The following is a 20345-nucleotide window of genomic DNA, read 5'->3' on the forward strand; positions in this document are numbered from 1 at the left end:
TGCGCGCGGCAGGTCCGGACGACCCGGACCTGCCGTGGCGCTGGGCGGACGTCCTCGCCGGCCAGCGCGCGGGCGAGGACCCCACCGGCCCCTGGCGTGCGGCCCTGTCCGCGTCGACCGCCCGCCAGTACGCCGCCGCGACCCCGCCCGCCATGCCGGCGGCGTTCGTCCTGCAGTGGCTGCTCGAGGTCGCCGCAGTGCCTGCCGCCCACGCGGCCGCGCACACCGCCCACGTGCTCGACCCGCTCCGGGCCGGGCTCAGCTTCGCCCTCGAGCCGCGGCAGCTGTACCCCGTCGTGGTCCAGCTGCGCGAGGCCCCGGTGACCCCGATGCTGCTCGACGAGCGGCTCGAGGCCGCGCGCGCGGCATACCTCTCGGCGGCCACCGAGCTCGCGCTGACGTACCGGCCGGGGGTGCACCTCGGGACCCACCAGCGGCTCGAGATGGTGCGCGACGTCTGGGCGATGGCGCTGGCGCGGGCCCGCGGGCAGCGGCCCCCGCAGCGCGGGTCCTGCTGCTACCTGTACGTCCTGCCGGGGACGCACGAGTGCACCGGCTGCCCGCGACTGCGTCGCCGACCGCCGTCGCCGGCCCGGCACGCGGCCGGCTAGGCCAGCAGGTCCTCGATCAGGTCGCCGTCGGAGTCCAGCCGTTCGAGGACCTCCTCGAGGTCGAGCTGCTCGAACTTCCCGCCCTCGGCGCCCTGCTCGACCTCGTCCCACGTGCGGGGCGCGGCGACGGTGGGGGCGTCCTTGCCGCGCAGCGAGTACGGGCAGATGGTCGTCTTGGCCGCGACGTTCTGGCTCCAGTCGAGGAACACCTTCCCCGGGCGCAGCGACTTGGTCATCTTCCAGACGACCAGGTCCGGGTGCTTCTTGGTCAGCTCCTGCGCGAGCTGCTGGGCGAGGTCGCGCGTCTGGTCCGACGTGAGGTCGCCCGGCATCGTCGCGTAGAGCTGCATCCCCTTGCTGCCGCTCGTCACCGGGTAGAGCTCGAGGCCCAGCTCGCCGAGCCGCTCACGCACCAGCAGCGCCACCCGGGCGCACTCGGCCAGCCCCGCAGGGGCCCCCGGGTCGAGGTCGACGACCAGCCGGTCGGGGTGCAGCCGCGTGCCGTCGGCGTCCACGCGCCACTGCGGCACGTGCAGCTCGATGGAGTTGAGGTTGACCAGGTAGGTCAGGTGCGACAGGTCCTCCACCATCGGGTAGGTCACGTCGTCGACCTGCACCCGCGGCAGCCACGACGGCGCCCCCGAGGGGAGGTTCTTCTCGAAGAAGCTCTGGTCGGACGTGCCGTGCGGCCAGCGCACCCGCGTCACCGGGCGCCCCGACAGGTGGGGCAGGATCACGTCGGCCACCTGGGCGTAGTAGTTGAGCACCTCGCCCTTGGTGGTCTCCGTGTGCGGGTAGAGCAGCTTGTCCAGGCTGGTGAGCCTGAGCCGCCGCCCGGCCACCTCGACGCGGGTCACCTCCCCCTCAGGCACCGTCCACCTCCTGCAGGTCCGCGGGCGTGAGGTCCGGGCGCACCCCGAGGTATGCCGGCTGGCGCAGCCGGCCGTCCTTCGTCACCTCGAGCGCGCGCACCTCGACGACGACGCGCGGCTCGACCCAGGTCGTGCCGACGGCGTCGACCCGGGGGACCGGCGTGGAGAACGGTGACGACGGGATCGTCCCGGTGCCGATCTCCTCGGCCAGCAACGTGGCCGCGCGGCCGGCGATGCCGCTGCCGACCCGGCCGAGGAAGGACCAGCCGCCGGCGCCGTCGGGGGTGCCGACGAGGATCGCCCCGAGCCGGCCAGAGTCGTTGGTCTGCTCCGGGCGCCAGCCGCCGACGACGACGGAGTGCGTGGCCCGGTGCGGGGACTTGAGCCAGTCGGCCGACCGTCGCCCGGGCAGGTAGGGGGAGGACCGCCGCTTGCTCACCACACCCTCGAGCCCCTGCTCCAGGGTCGCGTCGAACAGCTCCTGCCCGTCGTCGTAGACCGGCGGCACCTGCCAGTGCCGGCCGTCGAGGTCGAGGCGCTCGAGCAGCTCGCGCCGGGCCGACAGCGGCTGGCCGGTGAGGTCGGACCCGTACAGCCGCAGCAGGTCGAACACCATGAAGGTGACCGGGCGCGTCGCCGCCAGCCGCTCGGCCTTGCGGCGGTCGCGCACGTGCATCCGCTCGGCGAGGGCGCCGAAGGAGGGCCGCCCGCCGTCGAGCGCGACGACCTCGCCGTCGAGCAGCATGTCGTCGTAGAGGTCGGCCAGGCCGGCCAGCTCGGGGAAGCTGGCGGTGGCGTCGTTCCCCGCACGCGAGGTGAGCGTCAGCCGGCCGTCGCGGACGTCGGCGAGCACGCGCATGCCGTCCCACTTCACCTCGTGCAGCCAGTCCTCCCCCGTGGGGAGGGCCGTGGCCGGGGTGGCCAGCATGGGACGCATCCGGTCATTCTGTCAGCGCAGTCACCGGGGAGCTGCGGAAAAGGGACGTGGCGCCGCCACGCGGCATACGCGAAGATCGTCGGTATGCGAGCCATCTGGAAGGGCGCGGTGTCGTTCGGGCTGGTCAACGTGCCCATCCGGCTGTACTCCGCCACCGAGAACCACGACGTGCAGTTCCGCCAGGTGCACCGCGAGGACGGCGGGCGGATCAAGTACCAGCGGATCTGCTCGATCGACGGCGAGGTGGTGTCCTACGACGACATCGCCAAGGGCTACGAGACCGAGGACGGCGAGATGGTCGTCCTCACCGACGAGGACTTCAAGGACCTGCCGGCGACCAGCAGCAAGGAGATCTCGGTCGAGAAGTTCGTGCCGGCCGAGCAGATCGACCCGATGCTGTTCGACAAGTCGTACTACCTCGAGCCGGACAAGGCGGCGACCAAGCCCTACGTCCTGCTGCGCGACGCGCTCGAGCGCGAGAACCGCATGGCGGTCGTCACCGTCTCGATCCGCACCCGGATGACGATGGCGGTGCTGCGGGTGCACGAGGGCGTCATCGTCATGCAGACGATGTTGTGGCCGGACGAGATCCGCAAGCCCGACTTCGCCACCCTCGACGACGACCAGAAGGCGACCAAGCAGGAGCTCGCGATGGCCGACCTGCTCATCGAGCAGCTCGCCGGGGACTACGAGCCGGACGAGTACGAGGACGACTACGCGGCCGCGCTGCAGGCCCTGGTCAAGGCCAAGGTCGAGGGCGGTGAGGTGCAGTTCACGCCGGAGACCAAGGACGAGTCGGGCGAGGTGGTCGACCTGCTCGCCGCGCTCAAGCGGTCCGTCGACAAGGCCAAGGCGTCGCGCGGCGAGTCGCCCGCCCCGCAGAAGACAGCGGCGAAGAAGACCGCCGCGTCGCGGTCGGCCACGAAGAAGGCGACGTCCTCCACGAGCGCTGCGAAGTCGACGGCGGCGAAGAAGACCACGGCGAAGAGCGGGTCGAGGACGGCCGCCAAGAAGACGGCGAAGAAGGCCAGCTGAGTGAGCGCGATGCCCACCGCCGACGACCTGTCCGTCGTCGAGGACTGCGAACGTGCCCTGCTCACCGGGTCGGTGCGCGGTGACCGGCTCAGCGCCGGGCTGCTGCTGCACCCCGACTTCCGCGAGGTCGGGCAGTCGGGGAGGGTCTGGGACCGCGACTCGGTCCTGGACCTGATGGAGGCCGAGGCCCATGCCGGCCCGGTCGCCATCCGCGCCGAGGAACTGGTGCCGACGGCCCTGGCACCGGGCGTCGTGCTGCTGACCTACATCTCCGTGTCCGCGAACGGGCGCGCCCACCGGTCGTCGGTGTGGGTGCGGCGGGACGGGCGCTGGCAGCTCCTGCACCACCAGGGCACGCCGGTCCCGGCCCCCGACGTACCGCCAGTCGCCGCGGACGTGTGAGTCGATGCCCGAAGGCCACACGCTCCACGCCCTCGCGCGTGACCTCGACCGCGCCTTCGCAGGCACCCACCCGGAGGCGACCAGCCCGCAGGGGCGGTTCGCCGCGGGGGCCGCGCTGCTGTCCGGCCGCGAGCTCGTGCACGCCACCTCGTGGGGCAAGCACCTGTTCGTGGAGTTCGAGGGCGATGCGTGGCTGCACGTCCACCTCGGGCTGATCGGGAAGTTCTCCGTCGACGGACACGAGTACGCCGGCGCGACACCGGTCACCGGACAGGTGCGGCTGCGGCTGCAGACCGACCAGCACGTCGCGGACCTGCGCGGGCCCAACCTCTGCGCCGTCATCACGCCCGAGCAGGTCGAGGCGGTCACCTCCCGCCTCGGCCCGGATCCGCTGCGGCCCGAGCCCGACCCGGACATCGCCTGGCGCCGGATCAGCCGCAGCGGCAAGACGATCGCCGAGCTGCTCATGGACCAGTCGGTGCTCGCCGGGGTCGGCAACGTCTACCGCTGCGAGGTCCTGTTCCGGCAGCGGGTCGACCCCTTCCGCCCCGGGCGCGAGATCCGCCGCACCACCTGGGACGCCATCTGGCGCGACCTCGTCGACCTGCTCCCGATGGGGGTGGCGACCGGTCGCATCGTCACCGTCGAGGAGCAGGTCGAGCAGGTCCGGGCCGAGCTGGCCGGCGGATCCGCGACCCCGCTCCTCGAGCGCACGTCCTACGTCTACCGCCGCCAGGGCGAGCCGTGCCGCGTCTGTGGCTCGAGGGTCCGCACGCAGGTCGTGGCCGGCCGGAACCTGTTCTGGTGCGGCCGCTGCCAGCGCCGCCGCTGAGCATCGCCCCAGCAGCTGCCGCCCGGCGACGCCGTCGAGAGACACACCCGTCGTCCGCGCGACGGCGCCGGCCGCCGCCACTCACTGCGGGTGGGCGGCCCACCTGCCCCCGAGGGCGAGCCCCAGGACCAGCACCAGGGCCGCGAGTGCGGCGAACCCGACGCTGATGTCGACGGTCCGCTCCTGCCGGTCCACCTGGGCGGGCAGGTCCTTGAGGACGTCCTGCAGCTGGCCGGCGTCCTCCGCCTTGAAGTAGCGGCCGCCGGTGGTGTCGGCGACGTTCTTGAGCGCGGCCTCGTCGACGACGAGGAAGTTGCGCCCACCGGGACCGACCGCTCCGCCGAAGCCGCCCCCGAAGCCTCCCGGCGGGCCGTCGAGCGCGCCCCCGCCGAGCTGCTGGCGGGTGCAGACCATCTGGGTCGGCTGGGTCGTGCCGAACCCGATGGGGAAGACCCGCACGCCCCGCTGGGCCGCCTGCTGCGCCGCCGCGGCGGGCGTCACGCCACGGGTGTTGGCGCCGTCGGTGAGCAGCACGACGATCTCCGGCGCGGTGCGCACGCCGCTGGGTGGCCCGGGCGTCGGCGAGCCGGGCGCGGGCTCGGTGGGCACCGGCTGCGCCGGGTCGGTCTGCGGCATCGCGGCCGTCGGGTCGGACGGTGCGACCTCGGGGTTGATCTCGGCGATGGCGTCGATCGACTTCAGGATGGCCGAGCCGATCGCCGTGCCGCGGCCGGTCGTGAGCGCGTCGACGGCCTGGCGGAGCTGGTCGTGGTCGGTCGTGGGTGCGACGGCGAGCTCGGAGAACCCGGAGAAGACGACGAGCCCGATGCGCAGGTCGCCGTCCTGCCGGTCGATGAACTGACGGACCGCCTGCTGGGCGGCGGTCAGCCGGTTGGGGCGCACGTCGGTCGAGCACATCGACCCCGAGACGTCGATGGCGAGGATGACCGCCGAGCTCGACACCGGCACCTGCGCCCGGACCTGGGGCCGCGACCCGGCGACCGCGAGGAGGGCCAGCGCGGCCAGCACGAGCGCGACCGGGACGTGGCGGCGCCACCGGCGCTGCCGCGGCAGCGCCGTCCGCAGGAGGGAGACGCTGGAGAACAGGATCGCCTGGCGCCGGCGGCGGCGCAGCTGCCACACGTGTGCCGCGGCGAGTGCCGGTACCGCGAGCAGCGCCAGCAGTGCGTAGGGAAGCCCGATGCGCATGTCAGACCACCCGCCCCGACCGCAGGACGGACAGGGCCGCTCCGGCGAGCAGCAGCACCGCCGCAGCGGCGGCGAACCACGAGGTGACCTCGCGCTTCTCGCTGCGCGCCGTCCAGGCCAGGTGGATCGAGTCGTAGACCTTCGCCAGCGCGGCCGCGTCCGTGGCCGACCGGTACTGCCCGTCGGTCCGCTGTGCGATCTGCTGCAGCGTGGCCTCGTCGAGCGCGGTCGAGATGGAGAACCCGTCCACCTGCAGGACCGTGCCCTGCGGGCTGCCCAGCCCCACCGGGTAGACGCGCACGCCGGCGGCGGACGCGAGGTCGGCGGCCGCGAGCGGGTCGGGCGGGGTGGTGTTCTCGCCGTCCGACAGCAACACCATCGCCGCCGACCCGTCGTAGCCGATGTCGACGCCGTCGAGCGAGCCGTCGTCGGTCTGCGGGACGGTGATGGGCTTGCCCGCGATGGCGCCCAGGGCGGCGACGATGCCCTGCCCCAGCGACGTCCCACCCTGGGGGCTGAGCCGGTCGATCGCGGCGAGCACCATGGTCCGGTCGTCGGTGGGTTGCTGGGCCACGACCGCGCTGTCCCCGAACGCCACGACCCCCAGGCGTATGCCGCTGGGCTGGCGGCGCACGAACGAGGTCGCGGCGGCCTTGGCCGCCTCGAGCCGGGTCGGGGTGACGTCCTTGGCGCCCATGCTCGTCGAGACGTCGAAGGCAAGGATGACCGTGCCCTCGCGGTGCGGCTCGGTGATCGTTGCCTCGGGGCGCGCGAGCGACAGCAGCAGCAGGGTCAGGGCCGCCAGCAGCAGGGCGGGGGCGACGTGCCGCCCGCGCCCGGGCTGCGAGGTCTCCGGCACGACGAAGCCCTGCTCGGTCAGGCGGGCCCGCCCCGCGGCGCGCCGACGCTCCTGGCCCCGGTACGCCACGACGAGGACGGGGACCACGAGCAGGGCCAGCAGGGCGAGCGGCCAGACGAACGTCATCCGCGCCTCCGGCGACGCAGCTCGGAGATCCGCGCGAGCGAGCGCACGAGGTCGTCGTCGGTGGCCACGCGGTGCAGGTCGGTGCCCGCCCTGCGGGCAGTGGACACCAGGTCCTCCTGGCGCTGCGCGGCCACCTCGGCGAGGCGGCGGCGGAACACGGGGTCGCTGGTGTCGACGAAGATCTGCTCACCGGTCTCGGCGTCCTCGACGTAGACCATGCCCACCGCCGGCAGGTCGGTCTCGCGGGGGTCGGCGACCTGCAGCGCCACGACGTCGTGCCGCCGGGTGAGCAGCGACAGCGGGCGCTCCCACCCGGGCTGGCTGATGAAGTCGGAGACCACCACGACGAGCGAGCGCCGCCGCGCGACGCCGAGGCCGGCGTGGAGCAGCACCCCGAGGTCGGTGGTGGCGCGGTCGGCCGGCTCGCGCGGCGGCTCGAGCAGCGCCCGGGAGATGCGCAGCACCTGGTTGCGCCCGGAGCCCGGTGGGATGGTCCGCACCCCGGAGTCCAGCAGCAGCGCGCCGATCCGGTTGCCGCCGCGGGCGAGCAGGTAGGCGAGCGTGGTGGCGACCTCCGCCGTCACGAGGGACTTCTGCCGGTCCACCGGGCCGAACGACATCGAGGCGGAGCGGTCCAGCAGCAGCCAGGCGGTGACCTCGCGGTCCTCGACGTACTCGCGGACGTACGGGGTGTCCATGCGCGCCGTGACGTTCCAGTCGATGTGCCGCAGGTCGTCCCCGGCCTCGTACTCGCGCAGGTCGGTGAAGTCCAGGCCGCTGCCCCGGAAGAGCGTGCGGTAGTCGCCCTGCAGTCGCCCGTCGAGGCGCCGCACGACCCGCCACTGCAGCCGGCGCAGCAGGCTCTCCGGGGTCAGCGTGGCTGCGGTGTCCACGGTGCCTCGCTGGTGTGGTGGCGGCGGTCGCGCAGCGGCACGTCCGGCATACCGACCGCGTCGAGGACCGGCCCGAGCAGGTCGTCGGCGGAGATGCCCTCGGCCAGCGCCTCGTACGACAGGACCAGGCGGTGGCGCATCACGTCGCGGGCGAGGTCGCGCACGTCCTGCGGCCGGGCGAAGTCGCGCCCGCGCAGGAAGGCCAGCGCCTTGCCGGCCAGCACCAGGTTGATCGACGCGCGCGGGCTGGCACCGAAGGAGATGAACCGGGCGAGCTCGCCCAGCCCCACCTCGGCGGGCGCACGCGTCGCACTCGCGAGCCGCACGGCGTACTCGATCACCGCGGGGTCGACGTAGACGCGGTCGGTGCGGCGCTGGTACTCCACCAGCTGCTCGGTCGTCAGCACCTGCTGGGCCTTCTCGAACGTCGTCGTCATCCGCTCGACGACGACGAACTCCTCTGCGGCAGTGGGGTACCCGATGAGGACCTTGAGCATGAACCGGTCGACCTGGGCCTCCGGCAGGGCGTAGGTGCCCTCGGACTCGATCGGGTTCTGGGTCGCCATGACGAGGAACGGGTCGGGCGCCTGGTAGGTCTCGCGCCCGATGGTCACCTGCCGCTCCTGCATCACCTCGAGCAGCGCGCTCTGCACCTTCGCCGGCGCCCGGTTGATCTCGTCGGCGAGGACGAGGTTGGCGAACACCGGGCCCAGCGAGACCTGGAAGTCGCCCTCCTTCTGGTTCCAGATGCGCGTACCGACCACGTCGGCGGGCACGAGGTCCGGGGTGAACTGGATCCGCTGGAACTGCCCGCCCACGGCCTGCGCCAGCGTCTTGACCGCCATCGTCTTGGCCAGGCCCGGCACGCCCTCGACCAGCAGGTGCCCCCGGGCGAGCAGCGCGACGAGCATCCGCTCCAGCAGCTGGTCCTGCCCGACGATGGTCTTCTTCACCTCGTAGAGCGCCTGCTCGAGCGGGTGCTGCCGGCCGGGCTCGGGTCGGTGCGGGTCCATGCGGTGCTCCTCGGGGTTCACGACGGGGTCGTCACGGTCGGGCGGGCGCTGTCGTCACTGGGGCGGGGCTCCGGCGGTGCCGCCGGCGGTGGCGATGGGCACGGCGAAGCCGATGCCGACGAAGAAGCTCTGGCGCGAGGGGTTGGCCAGGCCGGTGACGACGCCGACGACCTGCCCGTCCCGGTCGAGCAGCGGGCCACCGGAGTTGCCGGGGTTGACGGCCGCGTCGAACTGGATGAGGTCCTTGAGGGTGCGTCCCTGCTCCACCTCGACGGTGCGACCGGTGGCCGACACCACGCCCGCGGACAGCGAGTGCGTGAGCCCCAGCGGGTTGCCGAGCGCGAAGACGGGGTCGCCGACCTGGACCCCGCCGCCGAGGACCGCCGGGACGAGCACCTGCGGCAGCCGGCTGGGCATGAGCACGGCGATGTCGGAGGCCGCGTCCTGCTTCTCGACCGTGGCCGGCGAGCGGGTGCCGTCGGCGAACGTCACCTCGACGCTCGAGGCCTTCGCGACGACGTGCAGGGCGGTGAGCACCGTGCCGTCCTGCGCGATGACGGTGCCCGCGCCCGTGGACGTGCCGTCCGCGAGCCTGCCCTCGACCGTGACGAGGGACGGCCGGGCGGTGTCGTATGCCGTGGCCGCGTCGGGCGGTGCCTGCCGTGCCCGCTTCTCCGCGTCGGCGATGCCGCTGCGCACCGCGGCGTTGACGTCGGCCTTGGTCAGCGGCGGCGTGCCCGGACCGCGGGTGAGGGCCCAGGTGCCGACGGCCAGGAGGGCGACGAGGAGCACGACGGCGGCCACGAGGGCACGGCCGTGGAGGCGGGGCAGCCGGTCCCACCAGGGGCGGCGTGCGGGGACGTCGACCGTCTCCCCCCTGGGCTCCCGGTCGACCGCAGGGAGCCCCAGCCGGTCCACCCTTGCGAGCGTACGTCCGAACCTCCCCGCGCGACACGGGTGCAGCCCTTTCACGGGAAGTTCTCAGGTTCGCAGGGCGCCGGCCGGTGCGAGGATGCGGCCATGGACACCGTCGTCTCCACCGTCGAAGAGCTGCGCGCCCTCCAGCTGGACCGGCTGCGCTGGAGCCTCGCCCACGCGTACGGGAACGTGCCGCACTACCGCAAGGCCTTCGACGACGCCGGCGTGCACCCGGACGACCTGCGTGAGCTGTCCGACCTCGCCCGCTTCCCCTTCACCGCCAAGGCGGACCTGCGCGACAACTACCCGTTCGGGATGTTCGCGGTCCCGCGGGAGCAGGTGGTGCGCATCCACGCCTCCAGCGGCACGACGGGTCGCCCCACCGTCGTCGGCTACACCAAGGACGACATCGACACGTGGGCGCAGGTGATGGCGCGCTCGATCGAGTCGGCGGGAGGCCGGCCGGGCGACGTGCTGCACGTGGTCTACGGCTACGGGCTGTTCACCGGTGGGCTCGGCGCGCACTACGGAGCCGAGCGACTCGGATGCACCGTCGTCCCGGTCAGCGGCGGCATGACCGAGCGGCAGGTCCAGCTCATCGTCGACTTCCGGCCGCGCGTGATCATGGTGACGCCGTCGTACTTCCTGGCGATCCTCGACGAGATGGAGGCGCAGGGGGTCGACCCCAAGGACACCTCGCTCGAGATCGGCATCTTCGGCGCGGAGCCGTGGACCGAGGCGATGCGCGAGGAGGTGCAGCGCCGCTCGAACATCCGGGCCGTCGACATCTACGGCCTGTCCGAGGTCATGGGCCCGGGTGTCTCGCAGGAGTCGGGCGAGACCCAGGACGGCCTGCACATCTGGGAGGACCACTTCTACCCGGAGGTGGTCGACCCGATCACGGGCGAGGTGCTGCCCGACGGCCAGGAGGGGGAGCTGGTCTTCACCTCGCTCACCAAGCAGGCCATGCCGGTGGTGCGCTATCGGACCCGCGACCTCACGACGCTGATGCCGGGCACCGCGCACCCGCAGTTCCGGCGGATGGCCAAGATCACCGGCCGCACCGACGACATGATGATCGTGCGCGGCGTCAACGTGTTCCCCTCCCAGATCGAGGAGCACCTGCTGACGATCGAGGGGCTGACCCCGCACTACCTGTGCGTCCTCACCCGCCCGGGGCGGATGGACGAGCTCACCGTGCAGGTGGAGGCCGCGTCCTCCTCCTCGGGTCCGGACGAGCGTGCCGGTATGGCGCGCGAGCTCGCCACCCGGGTCAAGGACCGGGTCGGGGTGACCGTGCGGGTCGAGGTGCTCGACCCGCACAGCCTCGAGCGGTCCCTCGGCAAGGCCAAGCGGATCAGCGACCAGCGCCACCTGCGCTGAGGGTGCGGCGGGTCGGACCTGAGGGGGCGGCGGGTCGGACCTGAGGGGGCGGCGGGTCGGGCAGCTGGCCGCCCGGCGGTCCTGACCGCCGACGGCCCGAGCCTCAGGCGGGGACGGCGACGACGACGACGTTGCGCTCGTAGTGGCCGGTGCTCCGGTCGAACTGCCCGCCGCAGGTGACGAGCAGCAGCCGGGCCGGGACGTCCTGGCGGAACAGCTCGCGGGTCGGGAGCGTCGCCTTGGGGTAGGACCGGCGGGCGACGACCCGGTAGGACTGGGAGCTGCCGTCCGCTCCGGTCACCGTGACCCGGGCCCCGATGGGCGCCCGGCCGAGGTCGACGAGGCTGCCGAGCCCCTTGCTCGCCGAGTCGACGTGGCCCGCGAGCAGCGTCGTGCCGTACGGCGACCCCGGTGCCGCGCCGCCGGACCACCACCCGACCTCGCGCGGGTCCTCGGGGATGCCGAGCGCCCCGCGACCGTCCACCGACGTGGGCACGACGGGGGCCGAGACGCCGATAGCCGGGACCCGGACCATGGTGGGTTCGAACGACCGGTCGGTCGCGATGGTCGGCCCGGTCGAGCCGGTCGAGCCGGTCGAGCCGGTCGACGCCTGCGGCGACGCGGTGGGCGAGCCGGTGGTCCTCGGTCCGGCGCTCTCCGGTGGGGGCGTGGCGGTGACGGCGGGAGCGGGGAGGGCTCCTGCGTCGGGGAGCGGCTGGTCGAAAACCTTGACGGCGACCCCGAGACCGGTGGCCGCGAGCAGCAGGACGCCGGCCACGACGGGGACGGTGCCCCGCCGTGACCGGCGCCCGGTGTCCGACATGTCCCTGTCAGGTCCTGCGTGCGTCAGCGACGGACGGTCGCGGTCGCGCGGCCGTCCGCGTGCCACCGGCGACGAGCGCGGCGCCGGCCAGGCCGGAGAGCGCCAGCAGGGCGGTCGCGGGACCACGGTCGGCCGCCTGGCCGCCCGTGCCGGCGTTGACCGAGCTCGGGGCGGCGCCGCCGCCGCTCGCGTAGCTCTGCGTCACGGCGGTGAGGCTGCCGTCCTGGAGGCTGCCGATCGCGTAGACCACCAGCGTCCTCCCGGAGGTCACGGGCAGGTCGACCGGGCCGATGACCGGCTTGGTGGTGCCGGCGGCCGCCACCGAGGCCGACACGGTGCCGGCCGGCACCATGAGCATCTTCTCGTTCGGATTGGTGAGCTTGGTGATGATCGGCTTGCCGCCGGCGAGGACGTCGACGGCGGGAGCCGCCGCGGTGTGCCGCACGACGAGCCGGCCCATGCCTGCGGGCACGGCGGTCGTGGGGTTGATGAACGGCTTGAGGGCGGGCTTGCCGTCGGCCGTCAGGTAGGCCACGACCGTCGCGTTGGCACCGGCCGGCAGGGTCGGGGCGAGGGTGAGGATGGGCTTGGAGGTGCTGGCGGCACCGGCCGGGCGGACGGCGATCTGGTGCGAGCCGGCCGGCAGGCTGATCGGGTTCGTGACGGTCTTGAACTGGAAGTCGGACAGTGCCTTCTTCCCGTCGACGTACACGTCCACCGGCGTCTTCGGGATGCCGTGCACCACCGTGACGGTGGCGGTGGAGGCGGCCGACGCGGGGAGGGCGGCCAGCCCGGCGGTGACGGCGGCGACGGCCCCGGCGGCCAGCACGGCTCGGACGGTCGTGGTCCTGGTAGCGCTCATGACGGTTCCTTTCCGGACGAGGCAGCCCCCGGCGGGTGCCTCTTGCCCCGGATTCGCGCCCGGCCAGGGGCCGGATTGGAACCTCTTCACGAAAGTTTGGCGGTGAACAAGTTTGTCCCCTGAGACGTGTTCACCGTGGGCGGACGCGATAGCTCTTCCGCATGCCGTGCAGCTCAGTAATCATGATTACATGACAACACGCACCACTGCCGAGGCATGGCTGGCCGGCCGCCTCCCGCAGGACTGGTTCACCGGCCCCGTCGAGGTCAGCCGCGACCGCGACGAGCTCATCATCTGGGGGGACCTCGCCGCCCCCGACCTGCCCGACGACGCCGACGACGCCGACCGCGAGGTCGCGGCCCGCGGCCGGGCCAAGACCTTCCGCGAGGAGACCCGCGAGCGCCGCATCGAGATCGCCCGCGAGCTCGAGCACCTGTCCGGCCGCAAGGTGAGCTGGGGGGTGCGGGTCGGCGGCCACGAGTCGCTGTTCACCCACCTCGCGGCACCCGTGATGACCCGGCTGCGCCAGCCCGAGCGGCGGGTGCTCGACACGCTCGTCGACGCCGGTGTCGCCCGGTCGAGGGCGGACGCCCTCGCGTGGTGCGTCAAGCTCGTCGGCGAGCGGTCCGACACCTGGCTCGGCGAGCTGCGCGCCGCCATGGAGCAGGTGGAGGAGGTCCGCAGGAAGGGCCCCGCCGCGTGACGGCATCGCCGTCGTCCGCCCACGGCGACGGAGCCCTATGTCCGCCCACGGCGACGGAGCCCTTCGTCCGCCCACGGCGACGGAGCCCTTTGTCCGCCCACGGCGGAATTGAGCCGACTCGACTCAGGGCCGGGAACAGGGTGGGGAACCGCCGCGTTGCGCACGGTGAGCCACCTGACCGGCCCGCAGTACGGACGTGGGAGGGGTGGCCCGTTCGTCCCGATCGCGTATCGGTCGCCGAATGGGACGCGCCACGGTCAGGCAGCACGGATAGCATCGAGATGATCTCGATAGGCAGGAGCAGAAGAGATGTTTGAACGGTTCACCGATCGGGCCCGGAGGGTGGTCGTGCTCGCGCAGGAAGAGGCGCGCATGCTCAACCACAACTACATCGGGACCGAGCACATCCTGCTCGGCCTCATCCACGAGGGTGAGGGTGTCGCCTCCAAGGCCCTTGAGAGCCTTGGCATCTCGCTGGAGTCGGTCCGCGAGCAGGTCCAGGAGATCATCGGCCAGGGGCAGCAGGCCCCGAGCGGCCACATCCCCTTCACGCCGCGTGCGAAGAAGGTCCTCGAGCTGAGCCTGCGCGAGGCGCTGCAGCTCGGCCACAACTACATCGGCACCGAGCACATCCTGCTCGGGCTCATCCGCGAGGGTGAGGGCGTCGCCGCCCAGGTCCTCGTCAAGCTGGGCGCGGACCTCAACCGCGTGCGCCAGCAGGTCATCCAGCTCATCTCCGGCTACCAGGGCAAGGAGGGCGGCGCGACCGCCGGCGTCGGCGCGGGCGTCCAGCAGGAGGGCACTCCTGCCGGCTCGCTGGTGCTCGACCAGTTCGGCCGCAACCTCACCATGGCCGCCCGCGAGGGCAAGCTCGACCCGGTCATCGGGCGCGAGAAGGAGATCGAGCGGGTCATGCAGGTGCTGTCCCGCCGCACCAAGAACAACCCCGTCCTCATCGGCGAGCCCGGTGTCGGCAAGACGGCGGTCGTCGAGGGCCTGGCCCAGGACATCGTCAAGGGCGAGGTCCCCGAGACCCTCAAGGACAAGCAGCTCTACACCCTCGACCTCGGCGCGCTCGTCGCCGGCAGCCGCTACCGCGGTGACTTCGAGGAGCGGCTGAAGAAGGTCCTCAAGGAGATCCGCACCCGCGGCGACATCATCCTGTTCATCGACGAGATCCACACCCTCGTGGGTGCGGGTGCCGCCGAGGGCGCGATCGACGCCGCCAGCATCCTCAAGCCGATGCTGGCCCGCGGCGAGCTCCAGACCATCGGTGCCACCACCCTGGACGAGTACCGCAAGCACATCGAGAAGGACTCGGCGCTCGAGCGCCGGTTCCAGCCGATCCAGGTCGCCGAGCCCACGCTCAGCCACGCGATCGAGATCCTCAAGGGCCTGCGCGACCGCTACGAGGCGCACCACCGCGTGTCCATCACGGACGCCGCGCTGGTCTCCGCGGCCAACCTCGCCGACCGGTACATCAACGACCGGTTCCTGCCGGACAAGGCGATCGACCTCATCGACGAGGCGGGCGCGCGACTGCGCATCCGCCGGATGACCGCACCGCCGGACCTGCGCGAGTTCGACGAGAAGATCGCCTCCGTGCGGCTCGAGAAGGAGTCGGCCATCGACGGCCAGGACTTCGAGAAGGCCGCCCGCCTGCGCGACGACGAGAAGAAGCTGCTCGCCCAGAAGGCCGAGCGCGAGTCGCAGTGGAAGTCCGGCGACATGGACGTCGTGGCCGAGGTCGACGAGGAGCTCATCGCCGAGGTGCTGGCTGCCTCGACGGGCATCCCGGTCTTCAAGCTCACCGAGGAGGAGTCCTCGCGGCTGCTCCACATGGAGGACGAGCTGCACAAGCGCATCGTCGGCATGGACGACGCCATCAGGGCGCTGTCCCAGGCGATCCGCCGCACCCGCGCCGGCCTGAAGGACCCGCGTCGTCCCGGTGGCTCGTTCATCTTCGCCGGCCCGACCGGTGTCGGTAAGACCGAGCTGGCCAAGACGCTCGCCGAGTTCCTCTTCGGCGACGAGGACAGCCTGATCCAGCTCGACATGAGCGAGTTCTCCGAGAAGCACACCGTCTCGCGGCTGTTCGGCTCGCCTCCCGGCTACGTCGGCTACGAGGAGGGCGGCCAGCTCACCGAGAAGGTGCGGCGCAAGCCGTTCTCGGTGGTGCTGTTCGACGAGGTCGAGAAGGCCCACCCGGACATCTTCAACAGCCTGCTGCAGGTGCTCGAGGACGGCCGCCTCACCGACTCCCAGGGTCGGATGGTCGACTTCAAGAACACCGTGATCATCATGACCACGAACCTCGGCACCCGTGACATCGCCAAGGGCGTCTCGCTCGGCTTCTCGGCCGGCCCCGACTCCCGCAGCGACTACGAGCGGATGAAGAACAAGGTGACGGACGAGCTGAAGCAGCACTTCCGCCCCGAGTTCCTCAACCGGGTCGACGACACCATCGTCTTCCCGCAGCTCACGCAGGCCGAGATCGTCGCCATCGTCGACCTCGAGATCGCCAAGCTCGACAAGCGGCTCAAGGACAAGGACATGGGCATCGAGCTCACCATCGACGCCAAGAACCTCCTGGCGAAGAAGGGCTACGACCCGGTCCTCGGCGCCCGCCCGCTGCGGCGCACGATCCAGCGCGAGATCGAGGACGTCCTGTCCGAGAAGATCCTCTACGGCGAGCTCAAGGCCGGCGAGCTGGTCCTGGTCAAGACCGAGGGCGAGGGCAAGGCGGAGACGTTCACCTTCACCGGCACCCCGCACCCCGGCAGCCTCGACCTCCCGGTCGTGCAGACCGTGGGCGACGCCAGCGAGGGCTGAGCCACAGAGCCGGTGTGCCGCGCGGCATACCGGAACCGCACGAAGGGGCGGCACCCGAACGGGTGCCGCCCCTTCGTCGTGTTCGGGTCAGACCAGCCGCTGGAGCATGTCCCGCATGTAGCCGACCTGCACCGACTGGGTCACGTGGATCTCGTCGCCCATCTGGGTGGCGACGTCGTCGCGGCCGTCGCGGTGCTGGGTCACCACCATCGCCAGTGCGCCCTCGTGGTGGCGGGTCATGAGCTGCAGCCACAGCCGGTCCGCGGAAGCACCACGGGCCCTCGAGAGCTCGTCGAGCTGGTCCTGGCTCGCCATCCCCGGCATGCCTGCGTGGTCGTGCATGCCGGACCCGCGCCGGGGGTCCGTGGCCTGCAGCGGCACGGACTGGCCCCGGTCGCGCAGCCAGCGCGCCATGGCGTCGATCTCGGGCCGCTGCTCGTCGGCGATGCGGTCCGCCAGCGCCTTCACCTGGGTGTCGGCGAGGTGGTCGCGGGCGAGCTCGACCATGACGATGGCCTGGGCGTGGTGGACGATCATGTCCTGCATGAAGCTCACGTCGTCGGCGTCGGGCTTCCCGGTCGCGGACGGCAGTGCGGCAGAGCCGGTCAGCGACGCGTTCGGCGCGCCGGGGCGGCCCGGTTGCAGGACGGGGGCGGTGGGGGAGGTCGCGGTCGAGGAGGGCGTGGGGTCCTGCTGCCCCGAGCAGCCGGCCACGGCGGTGGCGGCGAGCAGCGGGAGCACGAGGGCCAGCGGTCGACGACGCGTGCGGAGGCAAGTCAACACGAATGCACCCTAACGCGTGACTTTTTACCGGATACAGGGCAAACCCCTCTTGTGACCCGGAACAGCGCCTGACGAGGGTGGGTGGCACGCCCGAGTCCGGCACTGAAGGGGTGCCGGAACGGGTGCGACGGCAGGAGCCTCCGCATGAGAACGCGTTCCACGGTGCTCGCCACCCTGGCCGCCCTCGCCCTGAGCGTCCCAGCAACCGCGGCGTGGGCCGCGGACGGTGTCGGCATGTCCGGCACCCAGCTGGGAACGGACCAGGTCGGGCGCAGCCAGAACGTCGAGCACCTCGTCAACATCCCCAGCAGCGGTCCCCTCGCCGGGGCGACCGGCACCGACATGGCGTTCCAGGACGACATGGCGTTCGTGGGCAACTACAACGGGTTCGTCGTCTACGACGTCACCAACCCCAAGAAGCCCCGGATGGTCGCCCAGGTGAGCTGCCCCGGCTCGCAGAACGACGTCAGCGTGTCGGGCGACCTGCTCTACCTGTCGACCGACTCCTCGCGCTCGGACGACTCGTGCCGGTCGACACCGCAGTCGGCCACGATCGAGTCCTCGTGGGAGGGCATCAAGATCTTCGACATCTCCGACGTGTCGAACCCGCGGTACATCAAGTCGGTCGAGACGTCGTGCGGTTCGCACACGCACACGCTCCTGCCGGGCGCCAAGAGCGACTACCTCTACGTGTCGAGCTACTCGCCGAGCGCGTCCTACCCCGACTGCCAGCCGCCGCACGACTCCATCTCGATCGTCGAGGTGCCGAGGAAGGCGCCGACGACGGCCCGGGTCGTGGCCGAGCCGAACCTGTTCCCCGACGGCGGCTACACCAACACCACGGGCTGCCACGACATCACCGTCCTGCCGTCGCGCAAGATCGCGGCGGGAGCGTGCATGGGTGACGGGATCATCCTCGACATCGCGAACCCGGTGGCCCCGAAGGTGCTCGACCGCGTGCGCGACACCGAGAACTTCGCGTTCTGGCACTCGGCGACCTTCAACCAGGACGCCACCAAGGTCGTCTTCACCGACGAGCTCGGCGGCGGCGGGGCGGCGACCTGCAACGCGGCGATCGGCCCGAACCGCGGCGCCAACGGGATCTACGACCTCAGCAAGGACAACAAGCTGACCTTCCGGTCGTACTACAAGATCCCCCGGCACCAGTTCGACAGCGAGAACTGCGTCGCCCACAACGGGTCGCTGATCCCGGGCGAGGGCCGCGACGTCATGGTCCAGTCCTGGTACATGGGCGGGACGAGCTTCTGGGAGTTCACCGACTCCGGCAACCCGCACGAGATCGGCTACTTCGAGCGCGGACCTGTCGCCGCCGGCGCCCGCGACGGGGGTGGCACGTGGTCGTCGTACTACTACAACGGCACCGTCTACTCCTCCGACCTCGGCAAGGGGTTCGACGTCCTGCGGATCACCGACAAGGACCTGAAGAAGGCCTCGCAGGTGAAGATGAGCCGGCTCAACGTGCAGAGCCAGCCCGTCTACCAGGTGAAGTAGGCGCACGACACGACGACGGCGGCCCGGACCCTCGTGGTCCGGGCCGCCGACGCGTCCCCCTACTCTGGAGACCGTGCGTTTCGAGAACCTTCCCCGTCGCTCCGTGGTCCTGGGTGGTGCCGCAGCCTCGCTGGTGCTGGCTGCCTGCTCCAAGGCGAAGCCCAAGCCCGCCGCCCCCAGCACCTCCTCCACGACGACCACGACCGCCCCGCCCAAGCCGCGGGTGACCGGTGCCGGCCTGCCGGCCGACCTGCTCACCGCCCTGACCGCGCTCTACCTCGGTGGGACCGTCCCTGCCTCGGGCGCGGTGGCGACGGCACTCGGCAGGCGCAAGCCGGTGGCCGCGCCCCCGAAGGTCGTCGGCACCACCGGGACGTGGAAGGGCACGCCCATCGCCACGGTGACGACCGGCAAGGACCTCACCCTGCTGGTCAAGCGCGGCAAGGGCTGGTCGGTCGTCGGCGGCTGGTGGCCATCGCTCGCGGTGGGCCGGCCGGCGTCGAAGACGATGCGGGTGCTCGCCATCGGCTCCGACGCCCGCAACCCCCAGCCGGTGACCAAGTGCCGCGGCGACGCCCTGCACATCATCGGCGTCGACCCGGCCAAGGGGGTCGGCGGCATCGTCGGCATCCCGCGTGACTCGTGGGTCCCGCTGGCCAGCGGCGGCAACGCCAAGATCAACGCCTCCCTCGTCTTCGGCGGCGTCTCCGGGATGGTGCACTCGGTCTCCCGGGTCTCCGGGGTCCAGATCGACGGGTACGTCATCACCGGCTTCAAGGGCTTCCGGGCCATGATCTCGGCCCTTGGCGGCGTCGTCGTCGTGGCGAGCAAGTCGCTGACGAGCGTCGACGGGTTCCGGATCGTCAAGCCGGGCACCAACCGCCTCGACGCCAAGCACGCCCTCGCCTTCGCCCGCGAGCGCAAGCACCTGCCCAACGGCGACTTCGGCCGGTCGGCCAACCAGGGGGTCCTCATCAAGTCCGGCGTCGCCATGGCGCAGAAGGCCGGGGCCGCCCAGCTCGCGAAGCTGCTGTCCCGCATGGGTCCTCACCTGCAGACCGACCTGACGGTCGAGGAGGTCCTCAACCTGTCGGCGAGCCTGTACCTCTCGCCGGCCGCGAAGATCCCCAACAAGGTCGTGCCGGGTGACGTCGGCACCCGCGACGGCCAGTCGGTCGTCCTGCTCGGCGGCGGCGCGAAGTCGATCTTCGCCGACATGCGCGACGGCCACCTCCGTGCCTGACGTCGTCGTCCGGCCGGCGCGGGCGGCGGACATCCGGACGATCCGCGAGATCGTCCGCCCCCTCGCCGAGTCGCGGGTGCTCGTCTCCAAGGACGCGGTCACCTACTACGAGGCGCTCCAGGAGTTCCGGGTCGCCGAGCTCGACGGCCTCGTCGTCGGCTGTGGCGCCCTGCACGTCATGTGGGAGGACCTCGCCGAGATCCGCACGCTCGCCGTCCGTCCGGAGGCCAAGGGGTCCGGCGTCGGCGGCCGGCTGCTCGACGCGCTGGTCGAGGACGCGAGGGCGCTGGGGCTGAGCCGGTTGTTCTGCCTCACCTTCGAGGTCGACTTCTTCGCCCGCCACGGCTTCGAGGTCATCGAGGGCCGGGCCGTGGACCCCGAGGTGTATGCCGAGCTGGTGCGCTCGTACGACGAGGGCGTGGCCGAGTTCCTCGACCTCGAGCGGGTCAAGCCCAACACCCTCGGCAACACCCGCATGCTGCGGACCCTCTGAGGCG

Annotated in this window: 20 protein-coding genes; 10 read left to right on the forward strand and 10 right to left on the reverse strand. The window is 72.1% G+C overall.

All coding sequences use genetic code 11. The annotated features are described in order from the left end of the window. Window positions 1–152 precede the first annotated feature (152 nt). Window positions 153–611, forward strand: a complete 459-nt coding sequence (locus tag J2X64_RS10450) for a hypothetical protein (protein WP_310153561.1) — start codon at window positions 153–155, stop codon at window positions 609–611. Here J2X64_RS10450 and ligD (J2X64_RS10455) read toward each other — a convergent pair. After that, window positions 608–1483: a non-homologous end-joining DNA ligase gene (gene ligD / locus J2X64_RS10455; RefSeq protein ID WP_310153564.1), complete on the reverse strand. Its 876-nt coding sequence runs from the start codon at window positions 1481–1483 to the stop codon at window positions 608–610. The two genes, J2X64_RS10450 and ligD (J2X64_RS10455), sit on opposite strands and share 4 nt — an antisense overlap. After that, window positions 1476–2420 (reverse strand): non-homologous end-joining DNA ligase, encoded by a 945-nt coding sequence (ligD, locus tag J2X64_RS10460; RefSeq protein ID WP_310153567.1) that lies wholly within the window; start codon window positions 2418–2420, stop codon window positions 1476–1478. Before ligD (J2X64_RS10460) ends, ligD (J2X64_RS10455) begins: the two co-directional genes overlap by 8 nt. A gap of 84 nt (window positions 2421–2504) precedes the next feature. Here ligD (J2X64_RS10460) and J2X64_RS10465 point away from each other — a divergent pair, with 84 nt between their 5' ends. Genes J2X64_RS10465 through J2X64_RS10475 form a run of 3 tightly spaced genes read left to right on the forward strand, consistent with a single transcriptional unit; the run spans window position 2505 to window position 4689 of the window. Then, the gene (locus tag J2X64_RS10465; RefSeq protein WP_310153570.1) at window positions 2505–3455 is read left to right on the forward strand and encodes a Ku protein; all 951 of its coding nucleotides are present in this window, start codon (window positions 2505–2507) and stop codon (window positions 3453–3455) included. Window positions 3456–3464: 9 nt separating this feature from the next. Further along, window positions 3465–3857: a nuclear transport factor 2 family protein gene (locus tag J2X64_RS10470; protein WP_310155835.1), complete on the forward strand. Its 393-nt coding sequence runs from the start codon at window positions 3465–3467 to the stop codon at window positions 3855–3857. A gap of 4 nt (window positions 3858–3861) precedes the next feature. After that, complete coding sequence (locus J2X64_RS10475) at window positions 3862–4689, forward strand: DNA-formamidopyrimidine glycosylase family protein (protein ID WP_310153577.1); 828 nt, start codon at window positions 3862–3864, stop codon at window positions 4687–4689. An 81-nt stretch (window positions 4690–4770) separates the two neighbouring features. Here J2X64_RS10475 and J2X64_RS10480 read toward each other — a convergent pair whose 3' ends face one another. Genes J2X64_RS10480 through J2X64_RS10500 form a run of 5 tightly spaced genes read right to left on the reverse strand, consistent with a single transcriptional unit; the run spans window position 4771 to window position 9707 of the window. After that, window positions 4771–5898 (reverse strand): VWA domain-containing protein, encoded by a 1128-nt coding sequence (locus tag J2X64_RS10480; protein ID WP_310153580.1) that lies wholly within the window; start codon window positions 5896–5898, stop codon window positions 4771–4773. Window position 5899: 1 nt separating this feature from the next. Then, window positions 5900–6883: a VWA domain-containing protein gene (locus J2X64_RS10485; protein ID WP_310153583.1), complete on the reverse strand. Its 984-nt coding sequence runs from the start codon at window positions 6881–6883 to the stop codon at window positions 5900–5902. Next, window positions 6880–7776: a DUF58 domain-containing protein gene (locus J2X64_RS10490; RefSeq protein ID WP_310153586.1), complete on the reverse strand. Its 897-nt coding sequence runs from the start codon at window positions 7774–7776 to the stop codon at window positions 6880–6882. The genes J2X64_RS10485 and J2X64_RS10490 overlap by 4 nt, the downstream gene beginning before the upstream one ends. Next, window positions 7755–8789 (reverse strand): MoxR family ATPase, encoded by a 1035-nt coding sequence (locus tag J2X64_RS10495; protein ID WP_310153588.1) that lies wholly within the window; start codon window positions 8787–8789, stop codon window positions 7755–7757. Before J2X64_RS10495 ends, J2X64_RS10490 begins: the two co-directional genes overlap by 22 nt. 54 nt (window positions 8790–8843) lie before the next feature. Then, entirely contained in the window at window positions 8844–9707 is an 864-nt protein-coding gene (locus J2X64_RS10500; RefSeq protein WP_310153591.1) for a trypsin-like peptidase domain-containing protein, read from the reverse strand. 102 nt (window positions 9708–9809) lie between these two features. Between J2X64_RS10500 and paaK the strand changes: the two genes are divergently transcribed. Then, on the forward strand, window positions 9810–11090 hold the full coding sequence (gene paaK / locus J2X64_RS10505; protein WP_310153594.1) for a phenylacetate--CoA ligase PaaK: 1281 nt from the start codon (window positions 9810–9812) through the stop codon (window positions 11088–11090). A 103-nt stretch (window positions 11091–11193) separates the two neighbouring features. On the opposite strand, the gene J2X64_RS10510 is transcribed toward paaK, so the two are convergent. Continuing rightward, window positions 11194–11868, reverse strand: a complete 675-nt coding sequence (locus J2X64_RS10510) for a class F sortase (RefSeq protein WP_310153596.1) — start codon at window positions 11866–11868, stop codon at window positions 11194–11196. A 52-nt stretch (window positions 11869–11920) separates the two neighbouring features. Further along, on the reverse strand, window positions 11921–12775 hold the full coding sequence (locus J2X64_RS10515) for a DUF4397 domain-containing protein (RefSeq protein ID WP_310153600.1): 855 nt from the start codon (window positions 12773–12775) through the stop codon (window positions 11921–11923). 190 nt (window positions 12776–12965) lie between these two features. On the opposite strand from J2X64_RS10515, the gene J2X64_RS10520 reads away from it, so the two are divergent. Continuing rightward, a complete protein-coding gene (locus J2X64_RS10520; RefSeq protein ID WP_310153603.1) occupies window positions 12966–13478 on the forward strand; it encodes a hypothetical protein in 513 nt (170 codons plus the stop codon). Window positions 13479–13787: 309 nt separating this feature from the next. Next, window positions 13788–16310 (forward strand): ATP-dependent Clp protease ATP-binding subunit, encoded by a 2523-nt coding sequence (locus J2X64_RS10525; protein WP_310153606.1) that lies wholly within the window; start codon window positions 13788–13790, stop codon window positions 16308–16310. Window positions 16311–16397: 87 nt separating this feature from the next. On the opposite strand, the gene J2X64_RS10530 is transcribed toward J2X64_RS10525, so the two are convergent. Further along, the gene (locus tag J2X64_RS10530; RefSeq protein ID WP_310153609.1) at window positions 16398–17093 is read right to left on the reverse strand and encodes a DUF305 domain-containing protein; all 696 of its coding nucleotides are present in this window, start codon (window positions 17091–17093) and stop codon (window positions 16398–16400) included. 144 nt (window positions 17094–17237) lie between these two features. Here J2X64_RS10530 and J2X64_RS10535 point away from each other — a divergent pair, with 144 nt between their 5' ends. The 3 genes from J2X64_RS10535 to J2X64_RS10545 all read left to right on the forward strand — a co-directional run bounded on the left by J2X64_RS10535 (window position 17238) and on the right by J2X64_RS10545 (window position 20341). After that, window positions 17238–18605, forward strand: coding sequence for a hypothetical protein (locus J2X64_RS10535; protein WP_310153611.1), 1368 nt, complete (start codon window positions 17238–17240; stop codon window positions 18603–18605). A gap of 73 nt (window positions 18606–18678) precedes the next feature. Beyond that, entirely contained in the window at window positions 18679–19848 is a 1170-nt protein-coding gene (locus J2X64_RS10540) for an LCP family protein (protein WP_310153612.1), read from the forward strand. After that, the gene (locus J2X64_RS10545) at window positions 19841–20341 is read left to right on the forward strand and encodes an amino-acid N-acetyltransferase (protein ID WP_310153614.1); all 501 of its coding nucleotides are present in this window, start codon (window positions 19841–19843) and stop codon (window positions 20339–20341) included. Before J2X64_RS10540 ends, J2X64_RS10545 begins: the two co-directional genes overlap by 8 nt. Window positions 20342–20345 lie beyond the last annotated feature (4 nt).

Origin of the sequence: Phycicoccus sp. 3266 (assembly GCF_031456495.1) — a bacterium.
In the GTDB taxonomy this organism is placed as follows: domain Bacteria; phylum Actinomycetota; class Actinomycetes; order Actinomycetales; family Dermatophilaceae; genus Pedococcus.